The sequence below is a fragment of the Microbulbifer variabilis ATCC 700307 genome (assembly GCF_000380565.1).
GTDB classification, from domain to species: domain Bacteria; phylum Pseudomonadota; class Gammaproteobacteria; order Pseudomonadales; family Cellvibrionaceae; genus Microbulbifer; species Microbulbifer variabilis.
Genome location: NZ_AQYJ01000028.1, coordinates 121372 through 145678, shown reverse-complemented (window position 1 = coordinate 145678; position 24307 = coordinate 121372). Strand labels below are relative to the sequence as shown.

General features: G+C 49.2%; 16 protein-coding genes. 10 read left to right on the top strand and 6 right to left on the bottom strand.

What is annotated here, in order from left to right; genetic code table 11:
- Nucleotides 1-899: 899 nt before the first annotated feature.
- Entirely contained in the window at nucleotides 900-1316 is a 417-nt protein-coding gene (locus G367_RS0116345; RefSeq protein ID WP_020414234.1) for a VOC family protein, read from the bottom strand.
- Between the two features lie 873 nt (nucleotides 1317-2189).
- On the opposite strand from G367_RS0116345, the gene G367_RS0116340 reads away from it, so the two are divergent.
- From G367_RS0116340 to G367_RS0116305, 8 genes are all read left to right on the top strand, one after another.
- Entirely contained in the window at nucleotides 2190-2975 is a 786-nt protein-coding gene (locus G367_RS0116340) for an outer membrane protein OmpK (protein WP_020414233.1), read from the top strand.
- Between the two features lies 1 nt (nucleotide 2976).
- Nucleotides 2977-4326, top strand: coding sequence for an NCS2 family permease (locus G367_RS0116335; protein ID WP_020414232.1), 1350 nt, complete (start codon nucleotides 2977-2979; stop codon nucleotides 4324-4326).
- A gap of 11 nt (nucleotides 4327-4337) precedes the next feature.
- Entirely contained in the window at nucleotides 4338-4901 is a 564-nt protein-coding gene (locus G367_RS0116330; RefSeq protein WP_020414231.1) for a phosphoribosyltransferase, read from the top strand.
- Between the two features lie 234 nt (nucleotides 4902-5135).
- A complete protein-coding gene (gene aptA, locus G367_RS0116325; RefSeq protein ID WP_020414230.1) occupies nucleotides 5136-6476 on the top strand; it encodes an omega-aminotransferase AptA in 1341 nt (446 codons plus the stop codon).
- A 223-nt stretch (nucleotides 6477-6699) separates the two neighbouring features.
- Entirely contained in the window at nucleotides 6700-9384 is a 2685-nt protein-coding gene (pepN, locus tag G367_RS24035) for an aminopeptidase N (RefSeq protein WP_020414229.1), read from the top strand.
- A gap of 155 nt (nucleotides 9385-9539) precedes the next feature.
- The gene (locus tag G367_RS0116315; protein ID WP_020414228.1) at nucleotides 9540-10001 is read left to right on the top strand and encodes a GNAT family N-acetyltransferase; all 462 of its coding nucleotides are present in this window, start codon (nucleotides 9540-9542) and stop codon (nucleotides 9999-10001) included.
- A gap of 49 nt (nucleotides 10002-10050) precedes the next feature.
- Nucleotides 10051-11079 (top strand): Kelch repeat-containing protein, encoded by a 1029-nt coding sequence (locus G367_RS0116310; RefSeq protein ID WP_020414227.1) that lies wholly within the window; start codon nucleotides 10051-10053, stop codon nucleotides 11077-11079.
- 33 nt (nucleotides 11080-11112) lie between these two features.
- Nucleotides 11113-11487 (top strand): RidA family protein, encoded by a 375-nt coding sequence (locus G367_RS0116305; RefSeq protein WP_020414226.1) that lies wholly within the window; start codon nucleotides 11113-11115, stop codon nucleotides 11485-11487.
- A 27-nt stretch (nucleotides 11488-11514) separates the two neighbouring features.
- On the opposite strand, the gene G367_RS24030 is transcribed toward G367_RS0116305, so the two are convergent.
- Together G367_RS24030 and G367_RS0116295 are read right to left on the bottom strand one after the other, a co-directional pair.
- Nucleotides 11515-13710 (bottom strand): transporter substrate-binding domain-containing protein, encoded by a 2196-nt coding sequence (locus G367_RS24030; protein ID WP_169337127.1) that lies wholly within the window; start codon nucleotides 13708-13710, stop codon nucleotides 11515-11517.
- A gap of 234 nt (nucleotides 13711-13944) precedes the next feature.
- Nucleotides 13945-15447, bottom strand: coding sequence for a hypothetical protein (locus G367_RS0116295; RefSeq protein WP_020414224.1), 1503 nt, complete (start codon nucleotides 15445-15447; stop codon nucleotides 13945-13947).
- Nucleotides 15448-15774: 327 nt separating this feature from the next.
- Here G367_RS0116295 and G367_RS0116290 point away from each other — a divergent pair, with 327 nt between their 5' ends.
- Together G367_RS0116290 and G367_RS0116285 are read left to right on the top strand one after the other, a co-directional pair.
- Nucleotides 15775-17325: a CocE/NonD family hydrolase gene (locus G367_RS0116290; RefSeq protein WP_020414223.1), complete on the top strand. Its 1551-nt coding sequence runs from the start codon at nucleotides 15775-15777 to the stop codon at nucleotides 17323-17325.
- A gap of 137 nt (nucleotides 17326-17462) precedes the next feature.
- Nucleotides 17463-20195 carry a M1 family metallopeptidase gene (locus tag G367_RS0116285; RefSeq protein ID WP_020414222.1) on the top strand — a complete coding sequence of 911 codons (2733 nt, stop codon included), beginning with the start codon at nucleotides 17463-17465 and terminating at the stop codon, nucleotides 20193-20195.
- A gap of 118 nt (nucleotides 20196-20313) precedes the next feature.
- Here the strand turns inward: G367_RS0116285 and G367_RS0116280 are convergent, their stop codons facing one another.
- From G367_RS0116280 to G367_RS0116270, 3 genes are all read right to left on the bottom strand, one after another.
- A complete protein-coding gene (locus G367_RS0116280) occupies nucleotides 20314-20895 on the bottom strand; it encodes an HdeD family acid-resistance protein (RefSeq protein WP_020414221.1) in 582 nt (193 codons plus the stop codon).
- 426 nt (nucleotides 20896-21321) lie between these two features.
- Nucleotides 21322-22635 (bottom strand): omega-aminotransferase AptA, encoded by a 1314-nt coding sequence (gene aptA, locus G367_RS0116275; RefSeq protein ID WP_020414220.1) that lies wholly within the window; start codon nucleotides 22633-22635, stop codon nucleotides 21322-21324.
- 130 nt (nucleotides 22636-22765) lie between these two features.
- Nucleotides 22766-24211: an NAD-dependent succinate-semialdehyde dehydrogenase gene (locus G367_RS0116270; protein ID WP_020414219.1), complete on the bottom strand. Its 1446-nt coding sequence runs from the start codon at nucleotides 24209-24211 to the stop codon at nucleotides 22766-22768.
- Nucleotides 24212-24307 lie beyond the last annotated feature (96 nt).

The following is a 24307-nucleotide window of genomic DNA, read 5'->3' as shown; positions in this document are numbered from 1 at the left end:
TTTATACCACATAGTCAACACTGGGATAATCTATGACAATTACCATTAGCTATTCGCCACAATAGTAAACTTAAGATCACCGAGTGTCACCAAGAAATCCAACGGGACCAAGTTTCCTCAAGACAAGGGGAATTGAAAAAGATCTCTCCGGCTGCCGGCTAGCCTTTATGGCCCCTCCAAGCCAAGATCCTTATTCTTCTATGGAGAAGAGGGGAAACTGAACCTGATTCGCAGAATATTTTTGACATTTCCAATTTTCGCTCAATTGAGAAGCCTATAAAGAATGGGAAACGAGAACTTTTCTCAGGAATTAATTTTTTGAGGTTATATTCAAATCGTTGGGGTTTTAATGGTTTACCACTGTCACTTTTAAAGTGTGGGTATTTTAATTTTATTATTGATGTTCATACAATGGATGACTTACCTATCAATAATAGTCTTTTTAACACTAAGATCTTGGTTGAAGAGACATACCGGTATTTCGACTTAGCTCAGCTGCAAGAATTACACTAAGGTATTAAAGAAAATCCATTTGATCTTACACAATATAAGTGGCCGTCTTACTTAACGCCATTAAATAGCCAGTGCATTCATCAAGGTGGAATAGATTAGTTTTATTTTGAAAGTCAGCCCCTTATTAGTGGATAAGATATATTAAGTTGGTTTACTGCTATAGATGAACGAATCAAACCCAGACCACTACCTTATAGTTATTCGCTAGACAACCTAATGAAGATCACTTCAAGGCTCCCTCTGAAGAAATACAAGTTGGCTATGAACTTGAGAAGTAGGAGAATGTATAAAGATTGGCAATCTGCCAGAAAGAGAATTTTTTAACCAGCCCGACAGTTAATCTTATCGAGCTGGTTTAGCTCTATACTTTGAGAGCAAGCTGAACTCTATTTAAACATCAGCTCCGGATTCACCATAGTCTTCATCTCCAAAACATTTCCGTTTGGATCTTCGATAAAGAAGGTTTCCTGCTCATATTCATTACCGACAAAACGGCGATAGGGCTTATCCAGATATTCGAGGCCGGCGGCCTCGATACGACCTTTTAAGGCTTGGAATTCATCATCTGGTAGATGAATGCCAAAGTGAGGCACTGCAACTTCGCCCATATCCACTTTGTGGCGCACATTCGGCAATTTTTCTTCGCTTTGGTGAAGGGTTAGTTCATTACCCCAAAAGTCGATATCTACCCAGCGCCCCTCTTCACTATTGCCAGTTTTACACCCCAGAACATCACAGTAAAACTTCTTTGCCGTCTCCAGATCTCCTGCAGGAATTGCAAGATGCAGACAATTGGATTTCATATAGCCTCCCACTACTGATCGCCCCTTACTACCTAACAAATTGACACCATATAGTCATAAGCCAATGTCAAAATGATTAGATTACTTGAGCAACCGATATACACACTCGGAGCCAATTGACCCCATTTTTTTATTTATTTGACCAGGCGAAGTACAACGATAGCTACTTTCACCTGGGAGGATAATCAGAGCTTTCAACCACTCTTTACGTCTGCAAATACGCATCTATTTATAAGGAGTGGTAAGCGCAGAGACCACCTATGATCAAAAAATCACCGACAACTAAATCTAGGTCACAGCCAATAAGCAAGCTTTGAAAAATCCTCCTAAATGAGGGGTGCACTGTAACACAAGTGTTTCGAGGAATAACCGATAAAGTCTTCACTAAAGAACTCTAAGTCAATCTCCCCACCAATATTTATATTTCAAAAGGGCAGCCCCTAATTGATGGGAACTTCTATAGAATCTCGGCCAAAAATCCCTCCTCCTTCCTTTATGTAAAGAAACTATTCATAAATGCACCAACTTGGTGCTTTTACTCTATGAACCTTTACAAATGAAACCAGCTGGTCAAGACCTGAATCAATCACCGCGAACCTAACTACCCTGGTAATCAGACCAACTCCTCACTAGACCTTTTTTCCACTCCTCGTATGTGAGAGCAGTAAAAGATAACTTTATTTTTCTATTACGGATTTCGTTGGTACAGATTTGCTTTCCCTCTGTTTTAAAGCCGCAAATGCTGCAAAAAAAATACTGGAAAACAGTCGGTAAATTCTGGTACATTCCGCGACTATTTTTTAACCAACTCCGCCGACCGGAATGTCGGCCGCCAGTGCGGTTTCCGCCTGTCGCCGTAACAGAGGTAATAGAATGAAACCAACCAAGCCCCTGCTACTAATGGCTACCGGCCTGTTGTCTGTAGCTGCCCAAGCTGAAATGACCTGGAGCGACAACAGTCTGAGCCTGCTGTATGGCCGCAACTATGAAGTGAACTACAGCCTTTCGACGGATGATTCCGAGCGTTCCGTAGTAACTTTTGAGCACGCCAGCGGCCATAGTTGGGGCGATCTATTTATCTTTGCCGACTACCTGGACTCAGAAGAAGGTTCCAATGAACTTTACGCTGAAATTTCACCCCGCCTAAGCCTGGGGAAGCTCAGTGGCCGTGAGCTGGCCTGGGGACCTGTGACCGACGTACTAGTAGCTTCCACCGTTGAACTGGGCAATATGGATGACCCGGACGGCCTCACTGCTACCGGCCCGCATTTCACCAATACCCTTGTAGGCCTTGGTTTCGATGTGGCAGTTCCAGGATTCTCCTTTGTGCAAGTGAATGCATATCGCCGCGACAACGACGACAAAGCCAGCAACGAACAGCTGACCCTCGTTTGGGCCATGCCGTTTAGCCTGGGTGATGCCAGCTTCGTGTATGACGGCTTTATTGATTGGACCAGTGCTTCTGAGGATGCACACCCCAGCATGAACTTTACTTCCCAGCTGAAGTGGGATGTAGGTGCCAATTGGGGCGAGCCTAAAGCCCTATATGCCGGTATCGAATATGTACATTGGAATGACAAGTTTGGAATCAAAGATGGTTCCTTCGGGGTTGATTCCAATGAGCGTAACGTAAACCTGTTAGTAAAGTACCACTTCTGATATGAAACCCACTGATATCCAAACATCGGCGACCACAGGGTCTGGCATCTCCCAGGCCCCTCTGCTGGAAAAGCTGTTTAAGCTGTCCGAGCGCCAAACGAATGTTCGTCGGGAAGTGATTGCCGGCGTTACCACATTCCTAACCATGGCTTACATCATTTTTGTAAACCCCAATATCCTGGCGGCTGCCGGCATGGATAAAGGCGCCGTATTTATGGCGACCTGCCTGGCCGCAGCGATTGGTTGCCTGATTATGGGACTTTACGCTAACTATCCAATTGCCCTGGCACCTGGAATGGGACTAAACGCCTTCTTCGCCTACGTAGTAGTCGGCGAGATGGGTTACAGCTGGCAGGTGGCCCTGGGTGCAGTGTTTATATCAGGGGTGGTATTCCTGCTACTCAGTATCTTTAAGTTGCGGGAATGGATTATTGACAGTATTCCTCTTTCCCTACGGCAGTCACTTGCCGCCGGCATTGGCCTGTTCCTGGCCATTATCGCTTTGAAAAGCGCAGGTATTGTTGTTGCGAGCCCGGCTACTCTGGTAACACTCGGGGATCTCAAATCTATTGAAGCCATGCTCGCAGCTCTGGGCTTTTTTATTATCGTGGCCCTATCTTACCGCCGTATGCTCGGCTCCGTGATGATCGGTATTCTCGCCGTAACAATTATTGCGCTGGCAATCGGCAAGGTTGAGTTCACTGGCCTGGTATCCGCGCCGCCGAGCCTGGCACCCACCTACCTCGAACTGGATATTGCCGGTGCCTTCGAAGTTGGCATGATCAGCGTAATTTTCGCTTTCCTGTTTGTAGACTTGTTTGATACCGCAGGCACCCTTCTGAGTGTTTCTGACCGGGCCAAGCTGTTGGACAAAAACGGTAAGCTTCCGGGTATGGGCAAAGCCCTGATGGCCGACAGCTCCGCCTCTGTGGTCGGCTCTGTTTTAGGCTCCTCAACCACCACTTGTTATGTAGAGAGTACCGCTGGTATCACTGCTGGTGGACGCACCGGTCTAACCGCTGTGGTTTGTGCCGTACTGTTTTTGCTGGCAACCTTCTTCTCACCACTGATCGGCATGATTCCCGCTTATGCAACCGCCGGGGCTCTGCTGTACGTTGGTGTCCTGATGACTTCCGGCCTGTCTTCTATCGATTGGGATGACATCACTGAAGCCGCCCCAGCAGTGATTGCTGCGGTTATGATGCCGCTGTCTTTCTCTATCGCCCACGGTATTGCATTGGGCTTTATCGCCTACGCAGTCATTAAAACACTGAGTGGGCGCAGTAAAGACGTCAGTATCAGTGTCTACGTGTTAGCGGCACTCTTTGTTGCCAAGTTCGCCTTTTTCTGAGGGGTACATAGATGAAAAAGCACTTTATCAGCGCACAGCAACTCTTAACGGATTCCTACGCGCTTGCGGAACAGATCTATCAAAGCGGCTTTCGCCCCAATTATATTGTCGGTGTATGGCGTGGTGGCGCTCCGGTTGGTATCGCAGTACAGGAATTGCTGCACGTGATGGGTGTGGATGCAGACCATATCGCAATCCGGACTTCGTCCTACCTCGGCATCGGCGAGCGTGACAAGAAGGTTCGCGTTCATGGCTTAAACTATCTGATCAAGCGCCTTGAGTCACACGACTCCCTATTAATCGTGGACGATGTGCACGATTCTGGCCTGAGTATTGAGCAAACTATCGAAGATCTGCGTGCGGCCTGTAAAAAGAATACACCGGAAATTCGAATTGCCACACCTTACTACAAGCCTAAAAACAATAAGGCTAAACGTGTGCCAGACTACTTTATCCACAAAACTGAAGAGTGGCTGGTTTTCCCACATGAAATTGACGGCCTCTCCAGGGAAGAAATCCTGGAGAACAAACCAGAACTGGCGCCCTATGTAGACCGGATTGCCACCGCCGTTTAACCACGGCCAAGACCGGGGGCCGAGCCCCCGGATCTTTTACTTCCCTGCAACACCTGCCCCCCTAACCTCCCAGTAGTGCCTCCCAGCGGCAATCAAGCCCTACCCCACCACGCCCATACTCCAAACCTTTCTTAATAGCGCCCGCTTATGAAACTAAAGTTAGTTTCAGGCAATTTATTAAATAGAAAATTTGGTCCAGAATTAATTTAATAGAGCAGAAGTCGGAAAATAAAAATGAACGACAAACTCGCAGGGCTAACCCAGACACAACTCGATTCCCATTGGATGCCCTACACAGGCAACCGTCAATTTAAACGGGATCCCCGAATAATCATTGCTGCTGAGGGCTGTTACTTCACCAGTGCCGATGGTCGTCCAATCTTTGATGGGCTCTCGGGGCTTTGGACTTGTGGCGCTGGACACAATCGTCCAGAGATTACCGAGGCAATTAATCGCCAACTAAAAACTCTCGACTATGCCCCTGCATTTCAGTTTGGCCACCCTTTATCTTTTCAACTAGCTGAGCGAATCACCCAATTTATGCCTGTGGGCCTGAACCGTATTTTTTTTACTAATTCGGGCTCAGAATCAGCAGAAACTTCATTGAAAATTGCTCGCGCCTATTGGCGCAAAAGGGGCTTAGCGGCAAAAACCAAGCTTATCGGTCGGATAAAAGGCTATCACGGGGTTAATTTCGGTGGAATCAGCGTGGGTGGTATAGGTGCCAATCGGGCAATGTTTGGCCCCACACTCGATTCCGACCATTTGTCACATACCCTTTTGCCAGATAACCGCTTTTGCCGTGGACAGCCACAACAGGGATCACATTTAGCTGATGAGTTACTCGATTTAATTGCCCTGCACGATGCCAGCAATATAGCAGCGGTAATTGTTGAGCCTATGGCCGGCTCGGCCGGTGTACTTCCACCCCCTGAGGGCTATTTGCAACGCCTGCGCGATATCTGCAACGAACACCAGATATTGTTGATTTTTGATGAGGTTATCACCGCCTTTGGCAGAATGGGGACAGCCACTGGAGCCGAGTTTTTCGGGGTTGTGCCGGATATTCTGAATACCGCTAAACAGCTTACCAATGGCGCTTTTCCTATGGGTGCCGTCGCAGTACAGCAGGGTATATACGATACATTTATGGAAAAAGCGGGGCCAGACTATCAACTTGAATTACCCCATGGTTACACTTACTCAGGCCACCCTGTAGCCTGTGCCTCTGCGCTGGCAACTTTGAATATCCTCAAGCAGGAGGACCTGTTCAAACGGTCCGCCGAACTTGCTTATGAGCTTGAGAAGTATATTCACCAGCTCAAAGGACTCCCCCTGATCCATGATATCCGCAATTGCGGACTGGCCGCGGGCCTAACCATTCAACCTGCTCCTGGTGAGCCTCTACTGCACCCCTTTCGAATTGCGATGAAAATGTGGAGTAAGGGCTTCTATATCCGCTATGGAGGAGACACGATTCAACTGGGAATGCCTTTCATTTCCAGTAGCGAGGAAATCGATGGTTTAGTCAATGCCCTAGCAGAATCCATCCTCGAAGTAGCCAATGGCAAATAGCCCTTTCTCAACATTGACCTTATTCCTCATCAGCCTACCGCACAAGTCCGACACCTCAGCGCACAACCCTGGCTGCTGGAACTGTAATAACTACCCCCCTTGTACAATGACATTTGGCGCTCCCAAAAAAAATTTGGCCCTAGCTATATCACACATGCTGGAATGAGCGGAACACCTACTATTAGTAAAACAAAAGCAACAAAAAGTAAGACGTGAGAATACAATGATCAAAACCAGTAAGCTGATGCCGCCCAAGCTCACTGCTGCTCTGCTATGCACAGCTATACTGGCCGCCTGCGGCCAGGAATCCAGCACTTTACAAGCACAGAAGGAAACTACTTATGTGCCGGTACACAGGGCCAATATATCGGGCCTCTCTGAAGAATATGCCAAATTACGTAAACAACAGGTGGTCGAGGTTGATTACCGCTTGAGTGTCAACCTGGATGGTACTGGTGAAAGTTATTTTGGTACCGTACACGCTGATATCCAGTTCAAAAAAGCTTTACAGCAGCCTCTCACTATTGATTTTGCCGGTGGTAAAGTCGAATCGGTAAAAGTTGATGGCAAAGAAACTCCGTTCGAATATAACGGCCACTTCATTACCGTTCCCATATTGCACCTGCCAAATCGACAGCACGCAATTACAGTGAACTATCAACACCCCTATTCCAATAATGGCTCCGGACTACACCGCTTCGAAGATCCAAAAGATGGCAAAGTCTATATGTATACTGACTTTGAGCCCTATGATGCCAACCGGCTTTTCCCACACTTCGATCAACCAAATCTAAAAGCTCGTTACACTCTGGATGTTACTGCTCCAAAAGACTGGGTAGTTATCAGCGCGGAGAGGGAAAGTCGAGTAGAGGAGCAAGGAGAGCTGAAGCATTGGTTTTTCCCTCAGTCGCAAAAATTTTCCTCCTATATTTTTTCTCTTCATGCAGGCCCATACCATATCTGGGAAGATGATGCTGCCGGCATACCACTACGCCTGATGGCCCGCCAAAGCCTGGCAGAGTATGTTAAAACCGAAGATTGGTTTACTTTTACCAAGCAATCCTTTGAGTTCTTCCAGCCATATTTTGAAATAGATTACCCTTTCAAAAAATACGACCAGATCCTTGTTCCTGACTTTAACGCCGGTGCCATGGAAAACGTAGGTTCAGTTACTTTTAATGACGCCTATGTTTCACGCGGGGAAAAAACCCAGGCACAGCGTATGGGCCTGGCAAATGTCATTGCCCATGAGCTGGCTCACCAATGGTTTGGCAACCTGGTAACCATGAACTGGTGGGATGATCTATGGCTCAATGAGAGTTTCGCCACTTATATGGCTAACCTGGCCCTGGCGGAGAACAGTGAGTTTACCAATGCCTGGGAGAATTTTTATCTGGGTACCAAACAGTGGGCCTACCACTCAGATCAACGCCCCACCACCCACGCTATCCAGCTGCCCGTCAAGAATACTGATGAAGCCTTTGCCAACTTCGATGGTATTACCTACGGTAAAGGTGGCTCGGTGTTGAAGCAGCTACCCTACTATCTGGGAAAAGAGGAGTTCCGTAAAGGGGTCAGCAATTACCTGAAAGAGCTCTCCTACCAAAACTCAACACTTGACGACTTCATGGGGCATCTGGGAAAAGCCTCCGGGGTTAATTTAGATATCTGGCAACAGCAATGGCTTTACCAAGCTGGTCTCAATACCATCGAGGCCAGCTTTCAATGTGAAAATAACCAGATTAGTCATTTGACCCTCACTCAGACTGCACCGCAAGAGTATCCCACCTTACGAGAACAGCGTACGCAACTTGGCCTCTATCGTATGGATGGCGAAAATATGAAGCGCTTCGCCACCTTGCCAGTACTATATAGTGGTGCCAAAACTAATGTGGAAGATGCCAAAGGGCTGCCCTGCCCGCAAATTCTCTACCCCAATGAGGGGGACTGGGCTTTTGTGAAAGTAAATCTGGATTCGGTAACGCTGAAGAATATGGCTCAGCATATTAATGCTATCCAGCAGCCTTTTGCTCGTCTTATGATGTGGCAAAGTCTGTTTGATAGCACTTATGATACAAAACTTCCTTTAGATGAATATATCAGCTTTATTATCAGCAATGGCGCAGTGGAACAGGATATTAACGCCATCCGGCTCAATGCCCGCTATTTAAGTTTTGTCTACAGCTACCTTAACCAAATTCCGGTCGGAAAAGAGCGCCGCAACGAACTACAACAGGCGATCGAAGACTTTGTCTGGACACAACTTCAAAAAGCGGCCAGCAGTAGTGACCAGCAGAAAGTTTGGTTTGATACTTTTACCAATGTAGCCCACTCTAATGCAGCACTGGATAATGCCAAACAGTTGTTAATGGGGGAGCTCTCCGTTAAAGGTTTAAAACTAGATCCAGATATGCGCTGGGAACTAATAAGCTTGCAGAACCGTTATCTTTTTGCCGACTATGAAAAAGCCATTGCCCGAGAGTTGAAACAAGACAACTCTGACCGATCAAAGCTCAATGCTATAGCGGCTGAAGCCGTTAGGCCCTCACCGGCAGTTAAACAGAAATGGTTAGATAATTTGATCCTAAATAGAGATAAGTTCAAGTTGAGCGAACTTCGTACAGCCACTTCATCTCTGTTTACCTCAGAACAGATTGAGCTTTTCAACACTAATAGCGAACGAATATTTTCAGCTTTAGATCAGATCAATAATGAAGATTCCTCAGAGTTAATTAGTATCTATGCATATATGCTCCCCCTTATGTGCTCGAAAGAAGGCGCCCAAAAACTTAGCGATACTCTGAAGGAAAAACAACAGCTCAAACCTACGCTGGTCAAGGCATTAAAAAATCATCGCTATACCAGCGAGCGTTGCATCAAAATGGGGCAGGCTTTAGTAAAACGGTAGCAAGGTTGACCCTAATCACACAACTTGCCAGCTAAAATTATTTTAAGGGCTCTCAGAGCCCTTTTTTATTCAATTGGATTATCGAACTGATATAAAATTAGTCCTCAGCTTATATCTAGCGGTACACTCCCTGAAAAAGGTAAAGGATTTCAGGTATGAAAATTTTTGTAGAAAAAGATAATCTTGTTGATGGAGCTATTGCTAAGCTCTTGAACTCTCACCTACAGGAAATGTATAGGCACTCCCCAGCTGAAAGTGTTCATGCATTGGACCCAAAAGCCTTGCAGGATTCAACCATTACCTTCTGGAGTGCACGTATTAATGGAACTCTGGCCGGATGTGGAGCCCTCAAGGAAATCGCACAATTCCAAGGGGAGTTAAAATCGATGAAAACTAGTCAGTCCTTCCTGCGTATTGGAGTTGCCAAGGCAGTACTGGAAGAAATACTTAAAGAAGCCAGGCTTCGGAGCTATAAAGAAGTTAAGCTGGAAACCGGAAGCGGCGCAGCATTTGCACCCGCAGTGGCACTTTACCAGCGGTATGGTTTTGAGCCTTGTGCACCGTTTGCCAACTATAAAAGAGACCCGCACAGCTTGTTTTTCTGTAAAAAATTATAAATACCATTATCTATTAATAATAATTATGCCTATTTCCAGAAGAGATTTTTTGAAACTCACAGGATTTTCACCTCTGGTGTTTGCTGGGATCAGTGTTGACAACTCATTAGCAAATGAGAAATCAATTCCTTTTTTAAGTCAAATGCCCGGGCTGAAAACGCCTATACAAGAAATTTATCCCGCCGTCTTCAATAATGAAATCTATGTTGCCGGTGGCTTTATTCCGTCAACCACTCCCGCTTTTTTCGGCCTTTCTCCGTCAGAGGAGAACTACATTTTTTCCCCTAAACTGCAAAAATGGCGAACTGGACCATCACTTCCCGCTCCGAGGCACCACCTCGGCATGGCCAGTAACTCAAAATACCTATACGCTATTGGTGGATTCACTGGAAAAAAAGGGAACGCCTGGCAGCCCCAAAAGACTGTTTGGAGGCTATCCGAGGCAAAAGAGCAGTGGAGCTCTGCACCATCACTTCCAGTACCAATAGCGGAAAGTGTGCATGTCTCACTCTTGGAGAAAATCCATGTTATTGGTGGAAAGTCCCCCAATTCTGAATCCAAAAACCGAGACAGCAAAAAGCACTATCTATTAGTTGATAATAAACACTGGGAAACAGCGGCACCCCCAAGTATCAATAGGAACTCAGCAGCAGGTGCAGGTCTCAATAACAGAATTTATGTTGTGGGTGGTCGGCAGGTTGGCGACAGCACAAAAAAAGCTAAAAATCTTTCGTATTTTGAAGTTTATGACTCCAATCTTGACAAATGGGAAAAGATAAGGCCATTGCCACAAGCACTTGCTGGTCTTACTGCAACGCCACTTAACGGAAAAATCGTCGTTACCGGAGGTGAGGCATTTGGCCCTAATGGCAACTGGAAGACAGGTACGGTATCCAGTGCTATTTGGATCTATGATCCACTCAGCGATCAGTGGGGTAAAGAAGCGAAACTCAATGAAACACGTCATGGTCATGGCGCCGCTACTATAGGTAACAACCTCTATATTATTGGCGGCGCCGCCAAAGTAGGCCCACAGGATACACTTGGTTCCATGGTAAAATTGAGCTGGAGAGAATAACTGATTTAATCACTAGATCCCGAAGGAAGAACTATGTTAAGTAGAAGAGATTACCCTTTCCTACCAAAACCAAAAGGCCCAATGACTCATGCAGTCATTCATGAAAAGAGTCTTTATATCTCCGGCCTTACGGCCATGGGCACTGACGCTCAGGCTGAAGACTTAACTGAGCAAATACGAGAAATTCTCTCTCAATTAAAAAAAGTTCTGGATTATGAAGGGCTTACTAAGTCAGACCTAATTAAGCTTACAATTTTTATAAAAGAGATAGACAAATTAGGTATAATCCGGGAGGAGTTATTTTCTTTTTATGACAGTCACTATCCCGCCTGCTCATTGGTAGAGGTTTCCAATCTGGTGCATGCAGACCTTAAAATAGAAATTGAAGCGGTAGCGGCAATAGCATAAACCGTTCTGCGGGGAGGTCAGGGGCTGCTATTGTGTATCCATATAGTACTGGTTACGCTCAACACCTAGGTACCCAATATATCTGTCCCTGATTTCCCGCACATAATTTACCGGCTCCCTACCACGCACATAGCCAAATCGACTGCTTCGATAATACTCAGGTTGAGACAAAAGTAGCATGGCCTCCTCAACGTGCCCAAACCACTGGTTAGGGTCCAGTTCCAGCCTCTGGGCAAGATTTCTGGCATCTCTCACATGACCATGGCCCGCATTATAGGAAGCCAGGGTGAAATAGATTTTCTGGTCGAGAGGTAGGTTTTGCGGGAAGCGATCATCCAGCCAATCCAGGTAGGATACACCTGCTCGAATGCCATTTTCCGGATCATATAAATTACCAATACCCAGCTGGCGGGCTGTGCGAGGAAGTACCTGCATCAACCCCTGGGCCCCGGCAAATGAACGTGCCTGAGGATTAAATTGGCTTTCCTGATACATTTGCGCGACCACCATTCGCCAGTCGCGGTCAGTATTTTGAGTATATTTTTGCACTATAGGATCAAATGGCGATAATACATCCGTGCTGCGCAGGCGCTGTCCCTGATGCTTAAGGATACGCTTCTGTTCTTTAAAATACTTGTTATAGGTAACATTGAAAAACAGGTCACGATTATGTTTTTCTAAGAACGTATTCAAGTGCTCCAATAACACCGGTTGCTTAGCACGAACAGCCCAAGCGATATCGCGATCACCAGGAAGTTCGCCGACTACTCTAAAATCGTTACGATAAGTGCTTTCAATTGCCACGAGATGTGAATCGACAACAGTGTAGGGGAAAGCTCCGCTGGCCACAGAATCAATGAGAAATTCCGTTGTAACGCCTTCAATACGTTTTATCTGTAGTGGTAGCAGCTCCTGTGCATGCTGTTTTTGCAGTAATTTCACCAGGCTATCGTGATAACTGGTTTGCGGATTTACCGCCACTATCTGCCCGGCCAGCAACTCCTCCAGTGTCAAGTTGTTATTTTCACTTGCGCCTTGGGGACCGGCCACCAACAACTCCTTGACTGCCATAACTGGTCGGGAAAATACTAACCCCTGTTGACGCCGACCCTTGGTAATTGTGAGAGATGCTGCAATCATATCTCCCATTCCTGCCTGTAGCGCATCAGCTAGGTCCATATCCGGATCTGGCACTATCATGCTGAGACGCAGCTTATGATCACGGGCAAATTTCTTCAGTAAATCATAATCGAACCCCATTAATTCACCACGCCAAATAAAGTAAGAGGCGGGATGATTACGAGTGAGCACTCTCAAGGTTCCACTCTCCAGGATCTCCTGCCAATCACGCAGAGCCTGCTCCCTCTTCTGGCTGGCCAATACCAATTCAGCCGTAAAAAATTCATTCAGTTCTCGACGGAGGGCCACAGAATCACGTCGCACCGCCCAGGCGATAGCTCGTTCAGAGTTGAGCTTGGAACTACTGGTCAGTTGTGGATAAGCTGGAAGAAACGCATTAACCTGGTTGCTGTCAATGACAGTCGCCTGATATCTCCCCTCGGCTACGGCGGTTAGCAGCTCTTCATGCTCTACCGGGCCATCCAGATAGGTAACTTTATAATTCTGCGCATCCTCGCTATGAATCAACGTCTCAGCAAAGGCGCTGCCACGCCTCACAGCAACCTGTAATGGCCTATTCGGCACGGGTTGTAACCCATTATCCCGCCGGGTTACCAATAACTCACTGACAAACTGCAGGGGGCGTGTAAAGGAAACCACAGCCTTTCGCTCCTGCGTTCGGGAAAAATTGCTGGCAATGACATCGCCACGACCTTCAATAAGTGCCGGAATCAGTTGCGCGAAGTTGTCCACATACACCCATTGAGGTTGAAGGCCCCGACTGTGGGCAAACTTTTCCGCTAACTCCCTCCATTCACTCATAGGTAGCCCAATACGCGGCAGCGAGCCCTCTTGGGGCCCCCTCGGCGCAAGCAGACGCAGGACGCCTCTCTCCTTCAAAGCAGGCATATCCCCCAGGTCTACATAGTTTTCAAAAACCGGAGCTTCTACCAGCTGTGTTTGCTGCTGATTTGGCGCAGGCTGTTGGGAAATTGCCAGATCAGTGTCGGCAGTGTCATCGACAGAGGCCTGTCGCTGCTCACAACCTAAAAGCAGAAATAGTGAGGTCAGTAAAAGGAAAATAAAAAGCAATCTTCTTTGCACAGTGCACCTTTTAGCTTTTATTAGGCATCGTACTACGCTTCCTGCGCGCTGCAGTTTGCGCTTCGCCATCTGGAGCGGCCGCTGTTAGGTAAATCGTACCAGCTTAGGGTGAAAGATCCCCCCAAAAAAAAGCCCGGCAAACTCAATTGCCGGGCAAATATACGTTGGCGAATGTAGGTTGTCTCTTACACGGAGTGACAAGCCCTCTCTTATTCGATGAGCCTCTTATTTTTATTAGATGGATTTAGGTTTGCCCTGTAGCTCCGCCAATCTCATTTTTATTTGTTTGTTCTCATCCTCATCAGGGAGTTCGAACATCAGCGGTTTTGCCACTTTCGCAAAGTACTCCGCATCTTTCTGTTGGTATAGCTCTTCAGCCAGCCACTGGGCAATATGCAGCTCACGAGGTGCACGAATATAGGCCTGCTCCAGCTTTTCCAAATACTCTTCCCGGGGGTAACCCAGCATTTCCATAGCCATTGCCAGGCCGAACCAATGGGAGGCATTTTCCGGTTCTTTGTCTACCAGGTATTTAAATTCCTCACGGGATTTTTTCAGACTGCGAAGGTCACGCGCATGGTTTGGAACCGTAGCCTGTTGGTTAACCGTCAACCACGCGTGCGCACTCAAGTACCAGGGCTGCTGGCGATCGCTGCGAGGCACGCTGGCGAGTAAGTGGCTGGCTTGGGGGAAATCCCCTATGCGCAGATCCGCACTGGCTTTAATAGCGGCCAGTTGGGTGCTGTAAATGCCCGCGTGGTACGCATAGGAAAGAAGGTCATCCAGGGCCTGCAGGTTGTAACCAGACTGGGCGATAAACCCGGCCAGGATATTCACGGATTCACGCTTGGGCAGACGTTTGACTTTAGGCTTGGCCTCTTTGAAGTGCGCGGGGATCTCACCACTAACCACTTCATATTCACCAGAATCGAACGCAGCAACATATGCTTTTTCAAGCTCTTTAACCGACATGCCCAGGGCCTTCTCCAGTGATTTCACCGGGTCAGCGCCGTCGTTATAGGCTTTGACGAACTGCTTAAATTCTTCCGACTTATCTCCCTCCATCATCAGCCAGTGGGACAAGAGCCAACCGCTGGCATACACATCGGCTTTCTCCTCGGCATCGGTGTTATAAACAGTTGCACGCAAGAGCCTATCCAGGGGCATCAGGCCTGCATACATCAAGGTTTGGGCGCGTTCCTGCGGGATTTCACCCAGCTCATAGCGGCCTTTCTTGGGGAAAGACATGGTTGCCATAAACTCGGCAAAGCCCTCGCTGTACCAATAGGGGAAGTGGATGGTATTGCCGTTATAGGAAAGGAAGTGGGTGTACTCGTGGAAAAGGAATTCACGGGCCTTAAGTTGCTTCTTTATGCTGCGGCCATCCAGATTCACCAGGGCATAGCTACCTTCGGCGGAAGTATCGAACAGGCCATTAGTCATTTCAGCTAGTTCAGCACCCACCAATCCAGCATAAGTATCCCTGTCCCCCGCCGCATAAATGGTGAGTTTTGGGGTATTTGGATCTACCTCCAGAAGCTCTGTAGCCACTGCGCGATAGCGTTCCAGGTCAGCGACCAGGGTCTTTACCGCTTTGGGATCACCATCGGTAATGACTCGAAAATTTTCACTATCCACTTCATACCAAATTTCCTCCCCCAGGTAGCGGGGAGCAGCATTGGCGGTCAGTACAAATCCGAAACAAAGTACTAAAAAAACAGCTGCGCGAGAAACCATAGTTCGGGCCACCAGTCGTTGTTAATGAAGCCCTCCATGGTCAAATAGTGAAGCCCATACACTACCGCTTTTAATTGATTAAAAAAAGAACAATTTGATCACAAAACATCACCTTTCGTGTTTTTTTGTGACCTGCCGGACAGGGTATTCAGTAGTCAAGTTGCAGAAAAACTGGAGGGGATAACGACAAACTAAGAGACAAACGTCTCAATTTTGGCCCTTCTGGCATACAAATAGAGGACAAGCTTCTATATATTGCGCTGTTGACCATTTTCTAAAAAATGGTCAAAAAAATAATAATTAATCTGCTTTGATGAGAGAAACATAATGAAAACTGCACCACTACTGGCGCTGCTTGGCGGCGCCTTGATGTCAGCCCATGCCTGGTCGGCACCCGAATATATTTCCGATCTGGATATTACCTCTTTTGATGGAACTGTACTCGATGCCAATTTGTTTGTGCCTGAAACCCCAGCACCTGCAGAGGGCTACCCCACCGTCATCTTCACCAACAGCTGGGGCCTTGAGAAACGCCAATATCATTTCCAGGCCAAAGAGCTCGCAGAGAATGGCTATCTGGTATTGAGCTACTCCACTCGTGGCTTTGGCCACTCGGGCGGCCTGGTAGACGTAGCCGGGGAGAACAGTATTGCCGATGTTGGTGTTCTGATCGACTGGTTAGAATCCAATTATTCTGTAGGTAAGCTGGGGATGGCCGGTATTTCCTATGGAGGTGGCATTTCCCTGCTAAGCGCGGCACAAGACCCTCGGATTGATGCGGTAGCTGCCCTGTCCGGTTGGGCCGACGTGGTTGAAGCCCTCTACCCCAATGAGACCGTTAACCTGGTTTGGGGTAGCTTGCTTGTTACTACTGCTTTCGACAAAGAAGCTGAACTGGAACAGGTCTGGGATGACCTGCGAAGCGGTCAGAATTTGGAGCAGGTCATCGAGTTCGGTGCCAAACGTTCGGCTATCAGCTACATCGACCAATTGAACAAAAACGGCACTGCAGTACTGGTATCTAATAACTTTGCCGATTATCTGTTTAAGCCCAACAGCATGACTGATTTTTACTCCCTGCTTGAGGGCCCCAAAAAGCTGATGCTGAATCCTGGCACCCACGCCATTACCGAGACCCTCTCTGGCAACGATGGCCATATATGGTCCACCAGCTTCCGCTGGTTCGATCACCACCTGAAAGGCGAAGACAACGGCATCAACCGCGAGCCTAAAGTGGATATGACAGTGCGCATCAGTAATGAGCTGGAGCACTATGAAGACTATCCGGTAACCCAGGAGAGCACCACTTGGTATCTGCAACCACGCTTCACCATGTTTAACAGTGGCAGTATGGAGAGCGGCAAGTACGATGGCTGGAGCTGGAGTAATGAATTCCACGGGGGCTGGGATACCTTTGCTGGTACCGGTATCCCATTGATTTCCGATGCCCTCGAAGGTTTTGGTATCCCAGTGTACGCGCCAATGATGGCGATCAACGGTTACTATGCCATTGAGTACAAGTCACCAAGACAATCAGAAACCCTGCAAATCCGCGGTGCTCCTAAGCTGGAAATGTGGATTGAACCCAGTAAGGAAGAGGTTCAACTCAACGTACACCTCTACGATGTCAGCCTCTTTGGCCTTGGCCGCCTGATCACCCATGCACCAATTACAGTGCGTACCGACCAGCCCGGCAAGAAGCAAAAAATCGAAGTTGAGTTATTTACTACCAGCTATAACGTACCTGCCGGCCACCGTGTAGTTATGGCCATTGATACCCAGGGCCCTATCTATAAGAAACCGGAAGACACCAACTACACCATCACAGTGCCTTATAGCAGCAGTAAGGTTTCCAGCCTGACAGTTCCGCACCTGTAAGAAACCCTCCCGCAACAAGCCCGGCAGATCTCCCGGCCGGGCTTTTTTCTCGCGGTTGATCAAACCACTTCAGGACTAGGCGTATTTTTCGCCAAACCGTTACAATGGCCTCTTTTTAGGCAAAGTACCCTCTCCCTATGAACAAGAAGATACCACTTGCCCTGTTGGCCGCGACTTTACTGTCTGTAGCCGGCTGCAATCCAGAAGAAAAGGCCGCGCAAAAACCCGAACTGCAGACCAGCACCTCGGCTGTAACCTTGGACTTGAGTGATGCCCCAGAGGGCAAATTGCCACAGGGAGTGAGCCCCACCGCCTACCGGCTAGACCTCAACCTGGACCCTCGCCAGGATTCCTTTAGCGGCAGTGTCGCTATCGATATCCAGCTGGCCAAGGCTGCCAACCATATCTGGCTACATGGCAATAACCTCGGTGTAAGTGTGATTAAGGCACAGTTGACTGATGGGCGCGAAGTCGCAGCTCAATATCGCCAGGTACTAGACAGCGGTGTGGCCGCTATCGAATTTGCCGAACTGTTACCCGCCGGCGAGTTCACACTGCTTATTGACTACAGTGCCGACTTTGATCGCAACCTGGCGGGCTTGTTTAAGGTTGAGGAGCAGGGCGGCGCCTATGTCCTGGCCAAGTCCGAGTCGATCCAGGCGCGCAAGTACCTGCCTGGCTTTGACGAGCCAGGCCTCAAGGCGACCTTCTCTGTCAGCCTGACTGTACCTGAAGGCTATGCCGCTATTAGTAATGGGCCCGAGCTAAAACGTGAAGCCGCTGGTGAAGGCATGGAGAAGGTGACTTTTGCTGCTACGCCCCCCATGTCCACCTACTTGCTGTCTCTATCGGTAGGGCCCTTCGATATCGTCGAGCGCCCGGCCATACCACCGAGTAAATATCGCAAAGAGCCTATTCCACTACGTGGTTTTGCCCGCCAGGGCCGTGGTGGCGATATGAATTATATCCTCGATATCACCCCCGAAATGGTGGAAACCTTCGAGAACCAACTACAACGCCCTTACCCCTTCAAGAAACTCGACATCATCGCAGCACCCCAATGGCCCAGTGGTGCTACCGAGTTATCTGCCGCCATCACCTATCGCGAACAGCGCATTCTGGTAGGTGATAATCCCGCCCCCGGTGCCCGCCTGGCCCTGGTGGAGGTACATGCCCATGAAATCGCCCATATGTGGTTTGGCAACCAGGTAACTCCGCCCTGGTGGGACGACTTGTGGTTGAAAGAAGGGTTTGCCACCTGGGGAGAACCTTTGGTGCTGCGTATTATGGAGCCGGAAGGTGGCCACGACCTGAATGCCGCGACTTACGCCATTGGCGCTATGCAGTTGGATTCCCTGGCTAGTACTCGCGCTATTCGCGAACCGGTGACTGACAACAACAATATCCGTAACGCCTATGACTCCATCACCTATTCAAAGAGTCTCGGTGTGATCAATATGGTGGACAGCTATTTTGGAGCCGAGCGTTTTCGTCCAGCCCTGGGGCGCTACCTGGAAACCTTTAGTGATGGGGAAGCGGACTCGCCATCCTTCTACAAAGTTATTGGCGAAGAGACCAATACTCCAGAACTGACAGAGGCTTTCCGCAGTTTCGTTGAGCAAAAGGGTGTACCTCAGCTGGAGCTGTTGCTGGATTGCACAACTCCGTCCCAGGCAAAACTGCATGTAAGCCAAAGCCGCTACAAAGCCCTGGGCTCTCCCATTGAAGAGACCGGGCAAAAGTGGAACATCCCATTCTGCTTCAGCAGTGCCGGCAGTGAACAGCAATGCCAGATACTGACCCGCAAAGAAGAAACCCTGGATATTGCCGTCAATACCTGCCCGAGCTGGGTAATGCCGAACGCCCAGGGCAGCGGGTATTATCGCTGGAACTTGCCTGAAGCCCAGTGGCAGGCCCTGCTCGAACATTTTGCAGAATTCGCCCCCACCGAACAGCTGTCCATTATCGACAGCGCCTTTGCTGCCTTCGAGGCCGGAAAACTGCCAGCAGCTCAGTTACTTGAAGTTGTACGCCAATCTGCAAGAGTAGAAAAACGGCAGGTCATCACCTTGCCACTAAACTACCTGCGCAAGTATCGGGAGAGCTACTTGGGTGAAGTGCAGCACTCTGCATTCCTAAACTTTGCTCAAAACCTGTATTTACCGCTACTAAACAACAGTGCCAACAGCGCTGAACCCGATCAGCAAATGCTGCACAGTGAACTGCTCGGCTTTATGGCATTGGTCGCTGGCGATCCAGATACGCGCAAGCAGTTAGTGGATAAAGCCACTGCATTCACCGGTTACAAAACAACCCGCGACCCTGAAGCGCTGGACTCCGACCTCTATGGTCCTGCGTTGACCGTAGCCGTACAGGATGCTGGTGATGACTTTTTGTCGCACTTGATCAAAGTACGCGGCGTGTTGGATGATCCGCGCTTCGAGAATGCCAGCGCCAGTGCCATTGGCAGTAGTGACAGTCCCTCGCAATTAGAAGTCGTGCAAAAGTTGGCCCTCAGCGAAGAAATGGGACCCCGTGAAACCTTCACATTGATTCAGTACTCCCTGGCCCAACCTGAGGTACAAGAACAAAACTGGCAGTGGCTGCGCGATAACTTTGACAAGGTTGTGGATAAAATTCCGGCCCAAATTCGTCGCCGCACCCCGGCTTTTGCTGGCGTTTTCTGTGATGCAAAACGCTTGCAGGAATTACAGCAGTTGTTTGCTCAACACGGCGCTCTCACTCCCGGTTACCAACGCAGCCTGGCACAGACAGAAGAGCGTATACAGCTGTGTATGGCACTGGAGAAAAAAGGGCAGTCCTTGATGGAAGCTTTGCCGAGGTCAGTGGGCCTCGCCCAAAATATCTGATACAGCCGCGCTAATTTATATTGCGCTTTTTATTGCAGTATTAAATATCCTCATAGCAGGGAAATTTTGCTGCCAGTGCCGGGAGGGGATTACTCTCCCGGCTAACTTGCCCAAAATTTCAGGATTCACCTTTATTGTGCTTACGCAGTCGGAATGCCAGCCAAATCATCGGCAGACCAAAAATAATTGCGTAGGCTCCTATCAACCACACCAGCGCCAAGGCGCCTGCCCCCGGACTCACCAGAATCGCAATACCGAAGATTACTGAAAGCACACCGATGGCAATCAGCAGCCACTCATTGTCAATTTCCTTGCGCAAGCGAATCGCACCGACAATCTCAAAAATTCCACGAACCAGGGCCCAGGCACCAATAAAAATTACCAGTACCAACGCTGTTATTTGTGGATACATAAAAGTCACTATCCCTGCTGCCAGGCTGATTAAACCGGAGACGATCAGCCACCATAGGGGGGTAGACTTGTGTCTCCCCATCACCGCCGCAACCAGCGAGAAAATCCCATCCAACAAAGCATAAATACCAAATAGGAAAACCAGGGTCAGCAGGGATAATCCCGGCCAGATGAAAGTTAGCACCCCGAAAATTACCGCAATTAACCCGCGCAATAACAGCAGCCACCAATTGGCCGAGAGGACCTGCAATATAGGCCCGGAGGGGAGAGAGGAAGTATCAGTGGACATAGAGCAGTCCCCGGGTAGAACATCTATTTTAATTTAAGCGCCACAGTCCATGGACTACCAGTTTTTCGGGAAAATCTCCGCAGAAAAACAGCAAAAAGATGCTAAAAAGCCAATTGCCTTCTCATAACTGGAGACTTAAAGCATTGGGGAAACTACCCATTGGATAAGGGCTGTAAGGAGGGAGGCGGCCCACGAGCGCGACCATGCAGTCGACTCTGCAAAGACTGAGATCGCGCCGCAGGCCGCTATTTCCAGTGTAGCCGTAACTGACAAATCAGGTTATTGACCAAACTGGATTAGAAGTCAGGTGTAAATAGCACAGGGAAACTCTCTCACTGCGGGGTTTATTTTTCTGCTAAGCAGAGGAAAGGCTTTGGGAAATGCAGTGAAAGTAGCCGGCAGCCCGAAGGCTGCCGGAAGAGTTGATCAGGACAGCTCGCCAATCACACCACGCAGTTTATCGACAATTGCATCAATCTCGTGCTTTTCGATAATGAGTGGTGGGGACATACACAGGGCATCACCAATACCTCGGGCCATCACTCCTGCCTCCCAGGCCATGCCAGATGCTTTGGCCCCGAATTTACCCTTCAGGTTTTCCGGCGCACGCAGTTCAATCGCACCAACCAAGCCGTAGTTGCGCACATCAATCACATTGTCCATATCCGCCAAGCTGTGCAAGGCATTTTCCCAATGCTGGCCGATCTCACCGGATGCACGAGTTAGCAGGCCTTCGCGCTCGTAGATATCCAGGGTTGCCATACCTGCAGCACAAGCTACTGGATGCGCGGAGTAGGTGTAGCCATGGAAGAATTCCACCATACCCTCAGCGGCCGCATCCATAATGGTGTTGTGGATATCGTCTTTCACAAAGACCGCACTCAAAGGCACTGCCGCATTGGTAATACCTTTGGCGGAGGTGATCATATCCGGGGTCACGCCGAATTCGATGGAGCCAAACGCGGAGCCGGTACGGCCCCAACCGGAAATTACCTCATCAAAAATCAGCAACAGGTCATGCTGATCACAAATCTCACGCAAACGCTGCAGGTAACCTTTCGGAGGTAGCACCACACCGCCAGCACCGGCAAACGGCTCGACGATTACCGCAGCGATTTGATCTGCACCGTGGAAGGCCACCAGGCGCTCCAGGTCTTCCGCCAGTTCCACACCATGCTCAGGAAGACCACGGCTGAAAGCATTGCGCTCAATGTCCAGGGTATGGCGCATATGATTGGCTTTAACCGGCTGACCAAAGCTCTGGTAATTCGGAGCGATACCACCTACAGAGATACCACCGAAGTTCACCCCGTGGTAACCCTTTTCGCGGCCGATAAACATGGTGCGGGTGCCTTTGCCTCGTGCGCGCTGGTATTGCAGGGCAATTTTCAATGCAGTCTCTACCGCTTCGGAACCGGAATTGCCGAAAAATACATGGTTGAGGCCGTCTGGAGTATGCTTCACCAAGCGCTCGGAGTACTCAAAGCCCAGCTCGTGACCGAAATTAAAAATAGAGCTGTAATCCAGAGTTTTTGCCTGCTGGTATATTGCCTCAGCAATTTCAGTACGACCGTGACCGGCATTGCTGCACCAGAGGCCAGCGGTTGCATCAATAATCTGGCGTCCACCCTTTTCGGTGAGATAAATACCCTCAGCGCGCTCCACGATCCGCGGTGCGGATTTAAAGGTGCGATTGGGGGTAAAAGGCATCCAGAAAGCGTTGGTTTGCATCTCAGACATAAACTGTATCTCCGCAAGTTCCCTGAAATTTCAATGTATTCGGATTTGGGAGCCATTGGCTCCCGCTAATCTCTCAAGGCGCTTGTGCAATTTCAGACAAGCGCGTGGCATAACCGTTCGGACCTGTGGGTCAAGCACCGAAGCAGCAGTATTTGGTCTCGTAGAATTCGGCCATACCCTCAACTCCCCCCTCGCGACCAATACCGGACTCCTTGGTGCCGCCAAAAGGTGCGACCGTAGTGGAGAAAACCCCGGTGTTGCAGGCAATCATGCCGTATTCAAGTGCCTCGACCACTCGGTTAGCGCGACGAATATTCTCACTCATTACATAAGCGGCCAGGCCATAGGGAGTATCATTAGCACGGCGAACTACATCATCTTCCTCGGTAAACTTCTGCACTGCCGCAATCGGTCCAAAATTTTCCTCCTGAGCAATACGCATATCGTCAGTAACACTGGTGATCAGGGTCGGGGCAAAATAGTTCTCACCATTTGGCAGCTGCTCTCCGCCAATTTCGATCTTGGCGCCAGCCGCTACCGCATCCTGCACCAGGCCCTGAACGCGATCTACCGCACGGCGGAAGATCATCGGGCCCATATTCACCCCCTCTTCTGTGCCGTGGCCAATCTGCATTGCAGCCACTTCAGCACGCAGTTTTTCTACGAACTCATCGTGCACAGATTCGTGCACATAGATACGATTGGTGGCTACACACACTTGGCCGGCATTGCGGAACTTGGTCGCTACACAGGCCTTCACTGCGGTATCGATATCTGCATCATCGAAAACGATAAAGGGGGCATTTCCACCCAGCTCCATGGACATCTTCTTCACCGTGCTGGCGCACTGGGCCATCAGCAGCTTGCCGACAGCAGTGGAACCAGTGAAAGTGAATTTGGCCACACGGGGATCCTGGGTCAGTACTCTGCCGATGCCCGGCGCATCAGTGCCAGTCACAACATTGATAGTGCCCTTGGGCAGGCCAGCCTCTTCTGCCAGCCGACAAAGAGCCAGTGCGGAAAGCGGGGTCTCGAGAGCGGGTTTGATCACCACGGTACAGCCAGCTGCCAGCGCAGGCGCCGCTTTGCGGGTAATCATCGCGTTGGGGAAGTTCCACGGTGTAATGCAGGTTACAACACCCACTGGCTGGCGGATGGTGCTCAGACGCATCGCCGGGTTGTGGGTAGGAATCGTCTGGCCGTAAGCGCGGCGGCACTCCTCCGCAAACCACTCGATAAAAGAAGCGCCGTAGAGAATTTCACCCTTGGCTTCCGCCAGGGGCTTGCCCTGCTCCAAAGTGAGGATACGCGCCAAATCATCGCTGTTATCCATAATTAGCTGATACCAGCGCTTGAGGATGGCGGCACGTTCGCCGGCGGTGCGGCGGCTCCACTCTGGGAAAGCCGCGTTAGCTGCGGCTACCGCTGCCTCTGCATCTGCCGCTGAACCATCGGCTACTTTGCCCAACAACTCGCCATTGGCCGGATCACGCACCTCTGCGGTGCCCTCAGCATCCCGCCACTCTCCATCGATATAGTTCTGAAACTTCAACAGGTCTGGATTCGCCAGTTTCACCGGAAACTCCTGATAATTGCGTGTTATTAATAGTATTGCGGCGATTTTGGCCGCAGCTAGGGGGGGAGAATAGTAGTATTTTTGCAACTAAAATTT